16 protein-coding genes and 2 pseudogenes are annotated in these 16661 nt (G+C 44.2%); 17 read left to right on the plus strand and 1 reads right to left on the minus strand.

What is annotated here, in order from left to right; all coding sequences use genetic code 11:
- The first annotated feature begins 19 nt into the window (after nt 1-19).
- The 15 genes and pseudogenes from EYB58_RS18570 (at nt 20) to EYB58_RS18630 (ending at nt 14142) form a co-directional block, all read left to right on the plus strand.
- Entirely contained in the window at nt 20-5791 is a 5772-nt protein-coding gene (locus EYB58_RS18570; RefSeq protein WP_131072112.1) for a DUF7948 domain-containing protein, read from the plus strand.
- 316 nt (nt 5792-6107) lie between these two features.
- Nucleotides 6108-6383, plus strand: a pseudogene (gene tnpA, locus EYB58_RS18575) (IS200/IS605 family transposase); the annotation flags it as partial.
- Nucleotides 6384-6564: 181 nt separating this feature from the next.
- Entirely contained in the window at nt 6565-6837 is a 273-nt protein-coding gene (locus EYB58_RS24870) for a transposase (RefSeq protein WP_368733860.1), read from the plus strand.
- Nucleotides 6838-7335: 498 nt separating this feature from the next.
- Nucleotides 7336-7875: a hypothetical protein gene (locus EYB58_RS18585; RefSeq protein ID WP_131072113.1), complete on the plus strand. Its 540-nt coding sequence runs from the start codon at nt 7336-7338 to the stop codon at nt 7873-7875.
- Complete coding sequence (locus EYB58_RS18590; protein ID WP_111953129.1) at nt 7841-8149, plus strand: CHC2 zinc finger domain-containing protein; 309 nt, start codon at nt 7841-7843, stop codon at nt 8147-8149. The genes EYB58_RS18585 and EYB58_RS18590 overlap by 35 nt, the downstream gene beginning before the upstream one ends.
- Nucleotides 8150-8228: 79 nt before the next feature.
- Nucleotides 8229-8973 (plus strand): annotated as a pseudogene (locus EYB58_RS18595) (tyrosine-type recombinase/integrase).
- Between the two features lie 409 nt (nt 8974-9382).
- A complete protein-coding gene (locus EYB58_RS24875; RefSeq protein ID WP_131072116.1) occupies nt 9383-9652 on the plus strand; it encodes a tyrosine-type recombinase/integrase in 270 nt (89 codons plus the stop codon).
- Nucleotides 9643-9981 carry a site-specific integrase gene (locus EYB58_RS18610; protein WP_131072117.1) on the plus strand — a complete coding sequence of 113 codons (339 nt, stop codon included), beginning with the start codon at nt 9643-9645 and terminating at the stop codon, nt 9979-9981. Before EYB58_RS24875 ends, EYB58_RS18610 begins: the two co-directional genes overlap by 10 nt.
- Nucleotides 9978-10253: a site-specific integrase gene (locus EYB58_RS24880; protein WP_207309082.1), complete on the plus strand. Its 276-nt coding sequence runs from the start codon at nt 9978-9980 to the stop codon at nt 10251-10253. Before EYB58_RS18610 ends, EYB58_RS24880 begins: the two co-directional genes overlap by 4 nt.
- Nucleotides 10202-10354 carry a hypothetical protein gene (locus tag EYB58_RS23615; RefSeq protein ID WP_207309188.1) on the plus strand — a complete coding sequence of 51 codons (153 nt, stop codon included), beginning with the start codon at nt 10202-10204 and terminating at the stop codon, nt 10352-10354. Before EYB58_RS24880 ends, EYB58_RS23615 begins: the two co-directional genes overlap by 52 nt.
- A 7-nt stretch (nt 10355-10361) precedes the next feature.
- Nucleotides 10362-10724 (plus strand): tyrosine-type recombinase/integrase, encoded by a 363-nt coding sequence (locus tag EYB58_RS24520; protein WP_207309083.1) that lies wholly within the window; start codon nt 10362-10364, stop codon nt 10722-10724.
- Between the two features lie 47 nt (nt 10725-10771).
- Nucleotides 10772-10921 carry a hypothetical protein gene (locus tag EYB58_RS24885; RefSeq protein ID WP_423201860.1) on the plus strand — a complete coding sequence of 50 codons (150 nt, stop codon included), beginning with the start codon at nt 10772-10774 and terminating at the stop codon, nt 10919-10921.
- 829 nt (nt 10922-11750) lie between these two features.
- Nucleotides 11751-12479 carry an endonuclease gene (locus EYB58_RS18620; RefSeq protein ID WP_111953086.1) on the plus strand — a complete coding sequence of 243 codons (729 nt, stop codon included), beginning with the start codon at nt 11751-11753 and terminating at the stop codon, nt 12477-12479.
- Nucleotides 12480-12899: 420 nt separating this feature from the next.
- Entirely contained in the window at nt 12900-13238 is a 339-nt protein-coding gene (locus tag EYB58_RS18625; protein WP_207309085.1) for a MarR family winged helix-turn-helix transcriptional regulator, read from the plus strand.
- 58 nt (nt 13239-13296) lie between these two features.
- Nucleotides 13297-14142 (plus strand): DUF169 domain-containing protein, encoded by an 846-nt coding sequence (locus tag EYB58_RS18630; RefSeq protein ID WP_111953090.1) that lies wholly within the window; start codon nt 13297-13299, stop codon nt 14140-14142.
- 6 nt (nt 14143-14148) lie between these two features.
- On the opposite strand, the gene EYB58_RS18635 is transcribed toward EYB58_RS18630, so the two are convergent.
- Nucleotides 14149-15084: an AraC family transcriptional regulator gene (locus EYB58_RS18635; protein ID WP_111953092.1), complete on the minus strand. Its 936-nt coding sequence runs from the start codon at nt 15082-15084 to the stop codon at nt 14149-14151.
- A gap of 441 nt (nt 15085-15525) precedes the next feature.
- Here EYB58_RS18635 and EYB58_RS18640 point away from each other — a divergent pair, with 441 nt between their 5' ends.
- Together EYB58_RS18640 and EYB58_RS18645 are read left to right on the plus strand one after the other, a co-directional pair.
- Entirely contained in the window at nt 15526-16170 is a 645-nt protein-coding gene (locus tag EYB58_RS18640; protein WP_111953203.1) for a carboxymuconolactone decarboxylase family protein, read from the plus strand.
- A gap of 52 nt (nt 16171-16222) precedes the next feature.
- A complete protein-coding gene (locus EYB58_RS18645) occupies nt 16223-16654 on the plus strand; it encodes a cupin domain-containing protein (RefSeq protein ID WP_111953094.1) in 432 nt (143 codons plus the stop codon).
- The last annotated feature ends 7 nt before the right edge of the window (nt 16655-16661 follow it).

Consider the following 16661-nt stretch of genomic DNA (forward strand, 5'->3'; position numbering starts at 1 on the left):
TCAAATCGGAGGCTGTGTTGTGAATAATCTGATAAAAAATAAACTGTCCAATTTTACAGTGTTGAATATTACATCTCTGGTTTGCTTCCTGTGTCTGTCCACAACGGTCTGGGCAAACCCTCAAGGGGGCAAGGTTGTTGACGGTAATGCCACGATCACGACCCCCACGGCAAAACAAACCGTCATCCATCAAAGCAGCGATAAAGCAATTATCAACTGGGATCAGTTCAATATCGATTCTGGAGAACATACTAAGTTCGTCCAACCATCTGCCGGATCTGTCACCCTGAACCGGGTTGTCGGCAACGATCCATCCAAAATTCTCGGTCAGTTATCCGCAAACGGAAAGCTGGTTCTGGTCAACCCGAACGGCGTCTTCTTTGGTCCTGACTCCAAGGTCGATGTGGCCGCCATGATCGCCACAACCAACGATATTACCAATGACGACTTCATGGCAGGACGGCTAAACTTCACCATCCCTGGTAATCCCGGCGCTCAAATCATCAACCAGGGTACCATGACGATTCAGGAAGGCGGCCTTGTCGCTCTGGTTGCTCCCTTCGTTCAGAACAACGGACTGATTCAGGCACGTCTAGGCAAGGTGGTACTTGCCTCGGCCAATACATTTACCCTCGACCTTTACGGTGACGACCTCATCCTGTTTGAAGCGGACAACACAATTACGGAACAGCTTCAGGACGCCTTCGGTAATGCTCTGGACAGCGCCATTGAGCAGAGTGGGGTTATCGAAGCAGATGGCGGCTATGTGCTGCTGACCACCGACGTTGCTAAAAACGTGGTGGATAATGCCATCAACATGACCGGCATCATCAAGGCACAGTCGGTGAAAGAACAAGGTGGGACGATTATTCTCAATGCCGGCGAAGGTAGCGCCACGGTTTCCGGTGTATTGGACGCAAGTGGACAGGAACAAACCATGGGCGGTGAAATCCGCGCCATTGCTGAAGATCAACTCAATGTCACAGATGGCGCCATCATTACCGCCCAAGGCGGCAGTGATGGTGGAGACGGAGGATTCCTTGCCCTTGCGGCGGGCAATCAATTGACCGTCAACGGTCGATACTCTGTTCTGGCCGGAGCACCGGATGCGGAAAACGGCTGGCTTTACATTGGCAACAATACGACTGCAACTTCATTAATGCGCAATCCCAATCTGGATGGTGCCGGAGTGCAACCGGATCAAGCCACCGTACTGTTTGAAGACAACCTCGGACAGACCGATGACAGCGTGGACTTTTTGACCCGCGCAGATAACGCTATTATGTATCTGACAGCGGCTGATGCGGTAGTCGCCATGCAAACGGGTGATGATACTTTGGGATCTGTCGGGCTTAGCCTGTCCGGGGCCAATGAGGAACTGACAGCCGTTGGTGAAAACCTGCTGCAAAGTTATTCCAACTACTACATCGGCAATGATCCGGATCAATGGGTGGAAGGTGCACAACATTTTGGTGCAGTACGATACGAAAATGTCTATGACGGTATCGATCTGATTTATTACGGCAACAAGAACGGTGACATCGAGTACGACCTGGTGGTGTCCGAAGGAGCAGATCCATCCAAAATCACCTTGAATTATCAGGGTGCAAGCAGCGTTGTGTTGAATGATATGGGTGATTTGGTGATTAGCATTGATGGGCAGACGGTTGTTCAGAAAGCGCCTCTCACCTATCAGGTAACGGATGAAGCCAAGGTGATTGTGCCGAGTCGGTACAACTTGACGGATAATCATGTTTCCATTCGGCTTGATGAATACGATAATAGCCAAGTGTTGGTTGTTGACCCGGTTTTGAAGTGGAGTTCCTTTCTTGGGGGGTCGGGAAGTGACAGTTATACAGATATTGCAGTTGATTCTAACTATGATTTGATTGCAACTGGCCATACAACTTCTGTTGGTATGTTTTCTTATTTTCAAGGAAGTAGTAGCTTAGATACTTCACATAATGGTTCTACTGACGCCTTTATAACAAAATATTCTTCAGATGGAACTGTCTTGTGGGGCAGTTATTATGGAGGCAGTGGAAGCGATAGCGCCAATGGTATCGCCATCGACAGCAATGGAAATATTGTCATTGTTGGAGAAACGCAGTCCGAGAATCTCCCATTACTCAACAGTTTAGATCAGGTTAATAATGGAGGGACAGACCCTTTTGCAGCAAAATTTAATCCCAATGGCGAGATGGTTTATTCGACCTATCTTTCCGGAACTACTTATTATGATGCAGGGAGGGCTGTTGCCATTGACGATTATGACAATATATTTATTGTTTCCGAAAAGGACTTTTACGGATTCCAGTATCCCAGTAATACAGATAAATGTAGTATCATTACAAAATTATCAAATAGCGGAGAACTTTTATGGTCAAGAAGTTTTAGTCTTAGTCAAAGTTACACATATGGCAGCTATGAAAGTCCATATGATATTGCGATAGACTCTCAAGGGAATCCGATAATTGTTGGAACTGCTTCAGTAAAAAGAGAATACCATTATTATACTCCTTATTATGACTATTACCGATATATTTGGGATTCAGATGCTTTTATTGCAAAGTATTCATCTTCTGGGGATTTTGTTTTTTCTACTGCTATTACTGGCTATAAAAAAGATGTTTTGGGTTTAGGGATAGCTGTTGACAGCCAAGATAATAGTATCATGACAGGATATGCTTTCCCTAATGGAAATTGGGATGTATTAGTTTCAAAAATATCCTCTTCAGGCGCATTAGTCTGGTCCAAATACTTAGCTGGCAGTGGTGATGACAGGGGCTACGATGTTGCTGTTGATGCTCAGGATTACATCTTTGTAACCGGCAAAACAGATTCATCTTCTTTTTATGATTTGTACAGTGACGGCACCAGTTACCATGGCGGGACAGATGCATTTCTCGCAGAACTGTCACCTACTGGGGGACTAATTTTTAGATCATATATAGGTGGTGCCGGCGCCGACATTTCCAATAGCGTTGCTACGGATCGTTTGGGAAATATATATATTGCAGGAGAAACAAGTTCAGCTGATTTTAATACGACTCCGTACGCCGGTGTTGCCTTTGTCAGCAAAGTGGATTTAGTTGCAAATATCCCCGCTGAACTGTCGGGATCATCCGATCTTACCTTCTACGAAGGTGATGCTGCCATTTCTTTATTCTCATTAATCTCAATCACAGATGTTGATAGTGATTACCATATCGCAAGTGCAGAAATAAGTATCAGCTCAGGATTTGAGCCTATAAATGATTTACTGCTATTCAATAATCAAACCGGAATCACCGGTAGTTATGACTCCGCAACGGGAATTCTGACTCTGACTGGAATTGCCACCATACAAGATTACGAAACCGCCATTCATTCTATTCAGTTCAGCAATAATAGTCAAAATCCATCCTCCACGGAACGTGTCATTACCCTCACTGTTAATGATATTGAAGAAGATTCGCTGCCATTAAACAGCACTCTATCCGTTACCCCTGTAAATGATGTTCCGATTATTGACAACGCTTCAGATGTGGATTTCCAGGAAAATGCAACCGGCGTATTTCTTTTTCCTGATTTAAATCTTGATGATGTAGACAATACTGAATTAACCGGTGCGACCCTCAAATTAAGCAGTGGTTTCTTCGCAACGGAAGATAGCCTTGTATTTATTGATCAAAACAATATCAGCGGAACCTACGATTCGGCCACGGGTATCTTACAATTAAGCGGTACAGCGAGTTTGGCAGACTATCAGACTGCGATTCGCTCAATTCAATATGTCAACACCAGTGAAGCACCATCATCAAGCCAACGTTCCGCTTCCATTATTCTAACCGACGGAGAAGATGCTTCCGGACAACTGCTTAGTACGGTGACGGTTACACCTGTTAACGACGCCCCTGCCTTGGATACGAGTGTTTACGGCGGCAATACACCAACCGGTGGCGTTCGTACCACAACTGTGGATGTCGCGAGCAATACCGGAGTTTTGGTTACAGATTTAATGGCAGCCGGTGGAACCGGCTTTGTCACGGATGTGGACAGCAACAATATCGGCATTGCCGTTACCAATCTTGATGCCCCTGACGGCACCTGGCAATACACGCTGAACAACGGAACTACTTGGCAAAACTTTCCGAGTGTCTCAGACAGCAGCGCCCTGCTTTTAACTGCCGACCAGCAAACAAAAGTCCGCTATTCCCCAGACAACATGACAGAAGGAACAAGTATCGAGCGCGCGATTGCCTTTTTTGCCTGGGACCAAAGCTACGGCAACAATGGTGAATCTGGCGTTAATGTTAATGTGCGCGGTGATGATACTGCGTACAGTGTTGATTGGGCACGAGGCTATTTAAGCTTATCGAAAGCTGATACCAGTTCCGGTGAAGGCACTGGTGACAATGGGACCACTGATACTATTGGAACAGGAAGCACTGATGTTAATCAAATAATAAATAGTTCTGGCGACGAAGGAAGTCGCGATGAGCCCCTAACTCCTGATCCTTATGAACCTTTTGTTTTTGATGGGAGAACGGTCTCTGGAGACAACTTAATGCAGTTTTCGACTCTTGATCGAATTGAGATTGCTGAAGAATTAGAAGATAGAGCCTACCTGTTGGCCGATGACATTTACTCTGCTCAAGTGCCAGATGAAATATCATATCAACTTCAGTGGATGGATAGTCTGTTAGCACCAGCATACCTTGGGACTTCAGGAAGTTTCCGCAGTAGCGTCTCTATGATTGACGGCAAGGTGTTTTTTGCAGATGACACCGAGCCTCTTGTTATTAAAGCTTTTTCTGGCGTGACAGATGATTCGTTAGCCGCATTATACGAAATGAGGGATGAAGTATTCGAGCAGAATGGTTTAAACATTGGGTTTATTGAAATAGGAGATACCGCAAGTTATAGTCCAATGGATGTGATTGTTGGTCATATGCTGGCAAATAAAGCAGTAAGTGAATATGATCGGGCGGCTACTGCGGCACGTGCTGCTGTTTCAATGGGATTGATCTCAGAAGAACAAAATAATTTTGGATATGTTGGTTTACTGGACACTTTTGAGCAGCCAAGCTTTGCGAATCAAATGACCGCTATATCAAATTCATTCCAAGATACTTTTGTAGAATTGGGAAAGGCTGCCTTGCCAGAGGCTGATTTTAAAATCCTCAAATACTCATATGGTTTATCTGAAAACTTTTTTAACAACGCTATTGATACTAAAGACAAATTAATGGAAGTTGTTGCTGATCCATCATTGCTGAATGGAACGAATACAGTTTTAGCTTATGTAACAACTGTTTCCGACTTGATTAATGATGCAAACATGTTATTAGAAGGGGTTGGAAATCTTCCTTCTAAGGTAACGGCTAATCTTTCTAAGCTAACTGTTCTGGGGCAAAATATAGACAGTGCTGCTAAAAGGAATGCGGGCTATGCCATTCTAGCCAATGAGACATCTCTTACAAACGGCACAAGGGTTTTGGCCTCAATGATGAAAAAGGCAGCACTACACGAACTGATTACGGAGTCTTGTAATGTGGTAGCCAATATCATAGAAATTTTTGCCGAACTGTCCGGTAGTGAAACGATGAAAATCGCATCGGGTTATTTAAACGCCGCTTCTACAGCGATTGATACAGTTGGAGAGTATGATAATCAAGCAATCACTAGCGAACTCCAATACTTACAGCGGCAAACTGCTGCGTACCAACCTGCAATCCCTGATAACGCATTCAAAGAATATGAGACTTCAAGAACTGTTTTGGATGCTATCACTACTCCCGCCTTGTAGATGGAATTCTATGGTTGTCCTGATGCAGTGCACATGGAGCAGCAGCGAGTAAATAAGGGGACACATGAAGATTCAGACAGAGAAGGGTTTGGACGTCATACCGTGAATGAGATTCTAACAGCCTTAGAACAGCTTAATTCAGCTTTTGGATACCGTGAATCTTAGGTTTTGTTGACATTTAAAGGACTGTTCATAATTGCCCTTAGGTAAACCCCCGGCTCTGCCGGGGGACTCACCAGTGTTTGACATTTAAGGGAATAAATGAAAGTCCCTCCAATAAACGTGAACCGCTCAAATTCACAAAGGAGAGACTTTCATGAATAACGATTCGAGCTTATCCCATAGCCGTTGGGAATGCAAATACCACGTTGTGTGGATTCCCAAATACCGTAGAAAGACTTTGTATGGGGAACTCAGGAAATAATATCTTGGACAAATTTTTAAAGATTTGGCGCGTAGCAGGGAGTGTGAGATCATAGAAGGCCATATGATGTCAGATCATGTGCATATGTTGATCTCAATTCCTCCGAAATATTCGGTCGCCCAAGTCGTTGGGTTTATCAAGGGTAAAAGTGCGATCCATATAGCACGGAGTCAAGTACCTCCGGCAGAGCCGGAGGTACTTGACTTATGGGAAACGCAAATTTTTCGGATTCTGTTTGGCGCAAACTTTGGGTGTTCCTTCAAACCCTAAAAACGATTTACGTCGGAACGGAAGAATCCTGCCGCAAGTTTGTTGATCACTCATTGAAGGTGTACGAGCTAAATATGCATTGATGGATAGAGCTTATGACGCGGATAAACTGATTGAACAGTTTAAACACCAGGGCATTATTCCTGTCATTCCCCCAAAATCAAATCGAAAGGAAATCCGTGAATATGACAGGCACATATATAAAGAACGCAATCTTATTGAATGTTTCATTGGCAAATTGAAACACTTTCGTCGAATATTTTTTCGGTTTGAAAAGTCGGCAAAAAATTATATGTATTTTGTTCGTTTTGCGACAACTATCCTGACACATAGGGTGATATGCCTTCGCTAAAATGTCAACAGAACCTAAATAGGTATTAAATCTCAACAGATCCCAATAGCACAAAGGAAAAAATTTTAAAGGACCGGAGGCGGACCGGAGAAGCAAAAAAGGATTTCGGCAAAACTGCTGAAATCCTTTGGTGTCGATGGTGATCCCACCGGGAATCGAACCCGAACTTCCTGAGTGAGAATCCGTGGCCCTAAGCGAGGATTTATACCTATTCGATTTTTTATTTTACAATCAAAAAAACTGTGGGCTACGCCCTGTGCTTCCATATTTTAAAATCATCAAACCGGCGAGCAATATTACGTGTATCCCGGGGTTTCCGATTCCTACCAATTCCAAATTTTTAGTAGACCGCAATAATGGTATTTATGTAGCGAGTTTTTTTTGTTGCGTGTTCTACCCCGCCCGATCCAGCCGAACCCCGCCGGACCCCGCCATATTTTGAAAAATACTACCCCGCCATCGTCCATCCGATCATAGATCTAAGGAGGTATCAGGTCTATGAAAAAACAAATCCGACAACGCAGGTGTAAAAACTGCCAAAATTTATTCAAACCAGATCCCCGGCATTTGAAGCGGCAAAGATTCTGTGACAAACCCGAATGTAAAATTGCCAGTAAAAAACACAGCCAGCAAAAATGGCTGAATAAGCCAAATAATCAGGATTATTTCTCAGGTCCGGAGAATGTGGCCCGTGTTCAGGAGTGGCGCCAAAGTAATCCTGGTTACTGGAAGCGAAAAAAGCTCCCAGAAACCCCATCCTTAACTGAAGATGCGTTACAAGAGATGAAAACCGGCAAAAGCATTGCTGCTAAAGGATTTTCGATAGATTTAATTCAAATACCGTTACAAAATTTAATATTGGCCAAAACCCTTGTCTTTATTGGGGTTGACACTCTTCTTAACAAAAGTGCGTTACAAGAGATTATTGATGCCACGGACCTGGAAACGATAGAATTGACGCCAGATATTCTGAAAGAACTGACCAAAAAGAAGAGGTGTCAACATGGGCAAGTTATTTTCTTCAAAGGAGCTTTATAAATTACGAAATTCAATCCCCATTCATGTGTTGATCGAAACACAACTGGGTATTCCTGCCAAAATCAGTGAAGGGGTATTCCGTTTTCTGTGCCCCTTGTGCAACGAGTTTCAGACCGCAGTGAACCCCAGAACGAACTTGAGCCGGTGCTTTCGATGCGAAAAGAATTTTAACACCATCGATATGGTAATGATTTGCCGCAACACCGATTTTGTCAGCAGCGTAAAATATCTGCAGACTATTTTAAACCCAAGGGAATCCGGTCATGGCACCTGATCATATCTTGCCAGAAATCTGTCAGCGGTATTTGGACTATTATAGTCATCAAGTCCGTGCTCAGGGAAGTGTTAGAGGAATGCAACGGATACTGACAGGTCTGGATATCTATTTACAAAAATCAGGCGTTCCCCTGAATGAGATATCCATCCAGAAGGTTGATCAATTTTTAGCCCTGTACAATACCAATTATTCCATAGGGACCGCTAAGTCGAACCGGTCATATCTGAGGCAGTTTTTGAGATATCTTTATCTGAACCAATATATCAAAAAAGATCTCGCCCCTTTGATAGTAAGCCCTCCGGAGTTCGGACAATTAAAACCACCCAAATTTTTACACTCCCATGAAGTTCAAAAGCTGTTTGACAGCCTGGATCTATCAACAGCAAAAAACCTTCGCACCAATGCCACTATGCACCTGGCGTATTATCTGGGATTGAGACCCCAAGAAATTAGTTCGCTAACCTTGGATGACATCTCATTTAGACAGAAAGAGATTTTTATCCGTTCAAGAAAAAATTGTAGTCCTGCCCATTTCCCCCTTCCCGACAACATAATCAAAGCTATCACTGCTTATATTGTAGGCGGGAGGCCTGAAACTCAATCCCGAGTTCTATTTTTACAATTGATACCACCTTATAAACCGGTCAACAGATGCGATATCCCCGATATATAAAAAATGCATGACGGAAAACAATCTTGAATCGAGCACATACTGGCTGCGGCATTCATTTGCCCAGAATATGTTGGAGTCCGGCATGTCCATCTATGAAATCAAAGAAATGATGGGTCATAAAAGCATCGATTCTACCAAAAATATCTGAGCATTCATATCGGCCTGATGCGGGAGGTTATCCTTGATGAAACGTTTTAAAAGCTTTTTGGCTGAACAAATGGAGGATTTTATCATATATCGTTTTCAACTGGGGTACTCAAACACCTCAATGATATACTGCCTTAAGATGCTTGATCGATATGTATCTGAAAAACAAGTGACTTTGGCTTCCTTTGATCCGCTGTTTTTATCCGGTTCAGAGCAGATCTTGATCTTGAACCCCGGTCCATAAATATGATTTTTAGAATGATCAAGATATTTTTAATTATCTTTTACGCAAAGATTTGGTCCTTGAGAATTCGTTACAGGAAATCACTGAGCTACAGGAAAATCACGTTATTCCTTTTATATTTTCTCCGGAAGAAACAGACCTTTTCCTCAAAGCTGCAGTCAAGTCGATGCGGATAAGCCAGAGATTCTATGTGTCAGATTTCAGTGCTTATATTGCCTTTTTGTTGATGGCCCGGTGCGGACTTAGAACATCGGAGACACTCAATTTATTGAAAACCCATTACAGGCCCAAAGAAAGAACAATCTATATTGAAAAGACAAAATTTAGAAAAGATCGATTGATCCCTATACCCACAGCTGTAGCCCATGAAATCAACAACCTGCTAAAAGTCCGCCGGTTATTCCCTGATGAGGATGACAGTCCTTTTTGCTGGTAAAGGTAAAAGGGAAAAAACTGGTACGTATGTTTATAAATCGCAGATTTAAACAGGCTCTCACAGACATTAATCTTGATCACTCCCGGAAAATAATCGGTACGACCAACTTCAGCCAGCCTTCACATCATTCCCTGCGGCATTCGTTTGCTGTGAACACGCTGAAAAGGATAAAACAGCAAGGAAAATCCTGTCAAAATGCCCTGCCTGTACTGGCTGCGTACATGGGGCACAGCAAATACAAATACACAACCTATTATTTAAAGGTACTGGATGCTGAGCACCGTCGGCAACTGTTTGATTTTGCGAGATCAAAAAGCGAGGGTACATGAGATTGACAAGTTGCCTGCACCAGTATTTTTATGAATACTTGCCCTCAATAAAAGGGACGAGCAAACAAAGTGTTCAAGCCTACCGGCAGAGCCTGTCTTTATTCCTGCATTTTTTGGCGAATCATCACTCAATAAAAATCAAGTCATTGAAAATAAAACACTTAACGGTGGATGCAGTGCTTGCCTTTCTCCAGCATCTGAAAAAAACCGGAAAAATAGCGTGCAGACTCGAAATCAACGCCTGGCCGCGATCAAGTCTTTGGCCAAGATGATCCGCTTCATGCATCCGGACAAAAAACGAATCGCCGAAGGCCTGCTGAACATCCCGCAGAAAAAGCTCAAAAAAAAAGGTGATGGGATTTTTATATCCTGAAGAAATCATGAAAGTCTTCAGTGCCGTGGATCTGAAAAAGAAAGAAGGCATGAGGGATTTTACCATTCTACATTTGCTTTATGACTCCGGTGCCCGGGCCAGTGAGATTGCCACCTTAGAATTTGATTATTTTGATCCTGCAAACGAAACCATTGCGGTCCTGGGAAAGGGAAACCGGTACCGGTTGATTAATCTATGCTCCAGAACCGCCTCGTTGATCTCGGATTATATCGCCAATCACAGGGTAGATCCCATCCCGTTATTTGCCCATAGGCTGTTTATCAATCAACGGAAGCGGGAAATGACCCGGCACGGAATTAATAAAATTTGCAGAAAATATTTGACCTTGGCATTGCCGGAAAAAGGCTGAAAGGACTGAGTCCGGCGCACTGCTTCAGGCATTCGTGTGCGGTCAATATGGTCACATCAGGTGCTCCGGTATCGGATATCAAAAATCGTCTTGGTCATCAAAGTATTGAATCAACAATGACCTATCTGCAGCTGGATCTGTCAAAAAAAAACGGGAAATCCAAAATATGCTCATGGAATACATGCAATCGAAAATAACTCATGATAAAAAAATTGATGAGTTAATCGACTGGGAAAATAACGCTGAAATCCTTGCCTGGCTTGACAGTTTATAAACCACTGAAGCAGCTTTTGCTAGCCTTGGAGGGGTATGTAGTAAAACAATAAATTATGTTGCCACTGATTTTTAAAATTTTTAAAATGGGCTTTAACGTGTTGAATTCTAAAACAATATTGATTTGCACAACAGGTAATAAAAATTTCTATTAAATTTAGTAAGTTAGCCAAACTCGCAACATAATGGTATCATTGAACCCCGAGAACCTTTCCAGGCAAGGCGTTGACTACTTCAATATTGTGTCACTGGAATTTTGGATATTGATGAAATAGTTTTTGTAAAAATCATCGGCCGACATCGTCCAAACGAAATCTGTTTTTGAGTTCAGGAATGATAAAATCGTCTATTTAACGGTGCTTGGTGCCTGATTTATATTATCGTTGAAGTCTAAAATGACCACAATATATCGGCCTAAAATGGGCTTAAATAAAGAGTTTCGACGATGGAAAAATATTTACAAACCATTCCATCCAAGTTATCAATAATATTGAGCGCTTCTAAACGAGCGTCTCCATATATATATTGATAGGCCCCGGTGGGATCGGCCTGCCGGGGTCACCTCGCCTCATTTTTTTGTACATCTCTCCCATGACACCTCCATAATCAACTGTTTGGAGATTCAACATACCCCACCCCAAAAAGCAAAAATGAAACGCCGTACACTTTAAATGATTTTTGACAGCCAAGGCGGATACCAGGTATAAAACCTAAATTAAAATCTACAGACCATAATCAAAGGAGAACCGTCATATGAGAATCCTTAAAGCCATTCTTTTCCTAAGCCTGATATTATTCCCTGCCTTATCCATAGCTGGCGGCAACACAACAAATGACTCTTTCAATAAAGCTAAAAAACGGCTGTTGAATCAGGTTTATTATGATCACCGGGAAACCTTTTATTGTGGGTGCCCATTTACCATGAAAAAAAAGGTGGGCCTGCAGGCTGATAAATTTTCTCCATCAACAAAATACCGAAAACGGGCAGATAGAATTGAATGGGAGCATGTTGTTCCTGCACAAAGTTTTGGGCAATCGTTTCGAGAATGGAGAAATGGTGACCCGGCCTGTGTGGATAAAAAAGGAAAGGCATTTAAAGGGAGAAACTGCGCTCAAAAGGTCAATATGGAATATCGGTATATGCAGGCAGACATGTATAATCTGGTCCCGGCCATCGGCCAAGTCAATGCGCTGCGGTCAAATTATTCTTATGCAATGATTCCGGGTGAACCCCGACGTTTTGGCAACTGTGACATGGAAATAGAAGACCGAAAAGCCGAACCCCGGCCTGAAATCCGGGGAGACATCGCCAGAATTTATTTTTATATGGATGATGCTTACCCCGGGCGCGGGATTATTTCAAAAAAGAACCGGAAACTGTTTCAGGCTTGGGCCAAGGAAGATCCGATAGACGATTGGGAAAGGGAAAGAGCCAAACGGATTGAAGCTGTCCAGGGCACTAAAAATAAATTTGTTCAGTAAGTTTATATTTTTGATGATAGCCCCTGGCAGCGAACCGCCAGGGGCTTGTTTATTAATGGTGATAACTATTAATAATAGTCTGGGGTTTTATGTTCCACATTGAGAACCTTTCGATCTTGATGTAGTCCACAGTAAAAAATCGTAAAAATTGTTTTCGGGAAAATTGTTGGTAAGATTTAACAATTGAGGGTTGATTATGAGTGGTCCATCTTATGGCGAATCCCGAAGTAAGCCACTCATGAAAAGAATCAATGTGGATAAAACATCTGAAATGATTTGACATCCCATATTTAGTTGTGTATACAACCAAATATGGAGTTTGATTATGACCATAATAAATCCTTGGGATATTTAAGCGGGTTGGCCAGTAGAATGTTAAGCAATAGGCTTGCAGCACGATTCCAAGCGGCGGATATAGACATGACAGCTGAACAATGGGGCGCTGTTCTCATTTTGCTCAACGGTGGAGCCATCACCCAAGGGCAGCTTGGCGAAAAATTATGTCTTGAAAAATCAAGTGTTAGCCGTCTGCTGGAAGGGCTTGAGCGGCGAGATTGGATTGTACGAACCAAGAATCCAAAGGACAGCAGGCAAAAATTGGTTACGCCAACGCCCAAGGTTCTGGAAACGGTGGAGCATTGCTCAAGTATTGCCAGAGCCATTTTAAAAGAAGCGTGTCATGGTATGACAGAAGAGGATCTATTGATCTGCCAGTCCGCCTTGCTACGCATCATATCAAACCTGAATGAAGGGGCTTAACAGACAGTCCCCCCAAAAAATAGCTTAATAGTTGTATGCACAACCTGAAGGAGGCAAAATGAATTTTCAATCAATTCTTGAAGAAACAAAAGCATTTCTGGATCACTTGGGTTTGGACGAAGAACCTTTTGGCGTGTATTATGATGACACCAAGCCGGAAAAAGCCTTTGGCCCGAAACCTGGCGTTCCTATCTCCCGCGAAATGGAAGATCAGGGACAGGTAGATATGCAGGATGTATTCAAAACTTTTTCCTGTGTTATCGGTAATATCTGGCTGGCCAGAAAAAAACACGGTGCCGCCTATATTTCATCGGAAGAGTATGGATGTCCCGGAGGCGTTTTTTATTGCTCCATGATGAAACCCAACCTCAGATTCATTGAGCACTATGTGACCACAGGGTTTGAAGGAACTCCCATTCATGGCGAACGGTATCTTCCTTCGCCTGAATCCATGAGAACGTTTCTTAACAAGGTCGATCCCCGAAAGGCACCGGCAAAATATTGTATCTTCAAGCCGTTGTCTCTATTTTCGGATGGTCAGGAGCCTGAATTTGTCATCTTTTTTGCCCGGCCCGAAGTGTTAAGCGGTCTTTTCACCCATACCATGTTTACCACGGGAGATGTGGACAGTGTCGCATCCCCATTCGGTGCAGGATGCACCAATATTATTTCGTGGCCCCTTTTCTACAAAGAACAGGGAAAAGAAAAAGCTGTACTCGGCGGTTTTGATCCTTCGGCCAGGAAATACCTGAAAACGGACGAGCTGACTTTTACAGTTCCCCTTTCCTTGTATCAAAAAATGCTCAAGGCCCTGCCCGATTCCATGTTCAACGTTGGCAACGACTGGAAGGTCGTGCGTAAAAAGGTTGACCGCAGTGCCAAGGTATGGGGAGAAATGGATTAGCGTCAACTATGTGGACGCGGTGTCACGCAACCGATTTATGTCCCGTAAGGGTGGAGCGCCGAACAGACGGCTGTATTCCCGGCTGAACTGTGAGGCGCTTTCATACCCCACCTCGAATGTTGCGGTCATGGCATCCAGATTTTCCGTCAGCATCAGCCGCCGGGCTTCGTTCAAGCGCAGCCGTTTTTGAAACTGCAGAGGGGTCATTGAGGTCATCACCTTAAAATGGCTATGAAATGCCGATCTGCTCATGCCGGCACTGGCCGCCAGTTCGTTTACACTAAGGGGGCGGGTGTAATTATTTTTCAGCCAGGTAATGGCCCGGGAAATCTGATGGCTGTGACTTCCTGATGCGGCGATCTGCTGAAGACGCGGCCCTTGATCCGATGTGAGCAGGCGAAAAAAGATCTCCCGCTTGATCAACGGTGCAAGGATTTTTATATTTTCTTCTTCATCCAGAAGATCAATGAGGCGTTGGAACGTCTCAAGCAGGGGCAATGACAGCCGCCCCACGGCCATGCCCTTTTGCGCCTGCCCGGAGCGGCTTACCGGAAGACCGCTGTCCACGGTGAGTTGGGAGATTTCCTTTAAATCAATTTCCAATACCAACCCGAGATAAGGTTTTTCGGTGCTCGCCTCAATGATGTTGGCCACAACCGGCAGATCCACGGATGTGATCAAAAAGCGGGTTGCATCATACACGTAGGCATCCTCTCCCAGTAAGACCCGTTTGCTTCCCTGGGCGATCAGACAGATGCTTGATTCAAGCGTATAACTTGTCGGTTCCGTCGGGGTCGTCCACCGGCTGAACCTGAGTCCCGGAACTTTAGCATCCGCCTGATTCTCATCCCCCGTCCATCGGGCAATACTCGTTGCCAGTCTTCGGGATGCGTCGGCCATTTTTTCCGGTATCTCCACCGAATTTATTTTATGGTCATCCATAGGCCACCTTCCTTGTTCTTGATTTCTTTAAATCCTAACATAGTCGTATTTTGCCCACAAATACTTTGTCACAGGCCCTGTATTATCGGGCAATGCGCACCCAATTGGCCTTTCGAAACGTTCGTCTCAATTGTACGGCCTCTCGTTGTAATTCCTATGATCAGCCGGCCAGTTATCAAGCATAGACACTGAAATACAATAAAGCGTTTTTACGAATTTTCTTCCTTGGATTCAACAACGAGATTATGGTTTTGGACAAACAGGCAATTATTAGAAACGATCAGGCTATTAGCTCGCCCCCTTGCTGGTGTATCTTTGAACCAGGGTGCGGATCGGGTCATCTCCTTGGACACAAAGACCTGCGTAACCTGGAATCAGTTCAAAGCCCGGGAGAGGCAACCTTCGATACCTGAGAGTAATTTTATAAAATTGGAGATAAACATGACAACAACAAAACTCAGCACAAAACAATGTACGATCATACCCATTGCCGCTTTTACCGCCGGCGGGAATCTCGACAAATTAAAAGCAAGCCTGAACGCGGGACTTGATGCCGGACTGACCGTGAACGAAATCAAGGAAATCCTCGTTCAGATGTATGCCTACGCAGGCTTTCCCAGAAGCTTGAACGGTCTCGGCACGTTTATGGCTGTCATGGAAGCGCGCAAGGGCAAAGGCATCAAAGACGAAACAGGCAAAGAAGCAGCCCCCCTGCCGACCGACAAAAGCAGCCTTGAATTCGGCACGGAAAATCAAACCCGGTTGGTCGGCCAACCTGTCACAGGCACTCTGTTCGACTTTGCACCGGCCATTGACCAGTACCTGAAAGCCCATCTTTTCGGGGATATTTTTCAAAGGGACGTGCTCAACTGGAGCGAACGGGAACTTGCAACCATTGCCGCACTGGCAAACATCAAGGGCGTCAACAGCCAGCTTCAGGCACATTTCGCCATAAGCCTGAACAACAACATTACCCCGGAGCAGCTTTATGACTTTGTAAGCGTTTTAGACCTGGTTTGCGGCTCTGAGGTGGCTACAAACGCAAAAGAGAGCCTTGAACAGGTTTTGAATACCAACGGAAAGTAAACGCATAAAAACAAATTTTCTAAATAACACTATATTTTTATCAGGAGGCAATATGAAAGCATCAAACGAAAACAATAAAACACAAACCCCTTTTACCGGAGAAAGCATTTTCCCTATAGGAGACAAAAACGAGGCCTATGCCCGCTATTTCACAGGAACCAGTTATCTTAACATGCTTTCCCTGGAACGTGTTGTCATCGGCAACGTCACCTTTGAGCCGGGCTGCCGCAACTTTTGGCATATTCACCACAAGGGGGGCCAGGTCCTTCTGGTAACTGCCGGGCGCGGCTGGTACCAGGAGGCGGGAAAACCGGCCAGAGAACTGCGCGCTGGAGATGTGGTCAATATCCCGCCTGAAACCAAGCACTGGCATGGTGCTGCCAAGGACAGCTGGTTCGCCCACGTGGCCGTGGAAGTCCCGGCGGAAGGCGCCTCCAATGAATGGCTGGAACCGGTTTCAGACGAAGAATACGACAAACTGTAACAAGCAT

Source organism: Desulfobacter hydrogenophilus, from assembly GCF_004319545.1.
Classification (GTDB): Bacteria; Desulfobacterota; Desulfobacteria; order Desulfobacterales; family Desulfobacteraceae; genus Desulfobacter; species Desulfobacter hydrogenophilus.

Bases quoted from the DNA above. Each gene is read 5' to 3' on its own strand.
- EYB58_RS18620 (WP_111953086.1), top strand. From the start codon at position 11,751: ATGAGAATCCTTAAAGCCATTCTTTTCCTAAGCCTGATATTATTCCCT.
- EYB58_RS18625 (WP_207309085.1), top strand. From the start codon at position 12,900: ATGACAGCTGAACAATGGGGCGCTGTTCTCATTTTGCTCAACGGTGGA.
- EYB58_RS24520 (WP_207309083.1), top strand. From the start codon at position 10,362: ATGAAAGTCTTCAGTGCCGTGGATCTGAAAAAGAAAGAAGGCATGAGG.
- EYB58_RS24875 (WP_131072116.1), top strand. From the start codon at position 9,383: ATGCGGATAAGCCAGAGATTCTATGTGTCAGATTTCAGTGCTTATATT.
- EYB58_RS18635 (WP_111953092.1), bottom strand. From the start codon at position 15,084: ATGGATGACCATAAAATAAATTCGGTGGAGATACCGGAAAAAATGGCC.
- EYB58_RS24885 (WP_423201860.1), top strand. From the start codon at position 10,772: ATGGTCACATCAGGTGCTCCGGTATCGGATATCAAAAATCGTCTTGGT.
- EYB58_RS18590 (WP_111953129.1), top strand. From the start codon at position 7,841: ATGGGCAAGTTATTTTCTTCAAAGGAGCTTTATAAATTACGAAATTCA.
- EYB58_RS18630 (WP_111953090.1), top strand. From the start codon at position 13,297: ATGAATTTTCAATCAATTCTTGAAGAAACAAAAGCATTTCTGGATCAC.
- EYB58_RS18645 (WP_111953094.1), top strand. From the start codon at position 16,223: ATGAAAGCATCAAACGAAAACAATAAAACACAAACCCCTTTTACCGGA.
- EYB58_RS24880 (WP_207309082.1), top strand. From the start codon at position 9,978: ATGAGATTGACAAGTTGCCTGCACCAGTATTTTTATGAATACTTGCCC.
- EYB58_RS18585 (WP_131072113.1), top strand. From the start codon at position 7,336: ATGAAAAAACAAATCCGACAACGCAGGTGTAAAAACTGCCAAAATTTA.
- EYB58_RS18640 (WP_111953203.1), top strand. From the start codon at position 15,526: ATGACAACAACAAAACTCAGCACAAAACAATGTACGATCATACCCATT.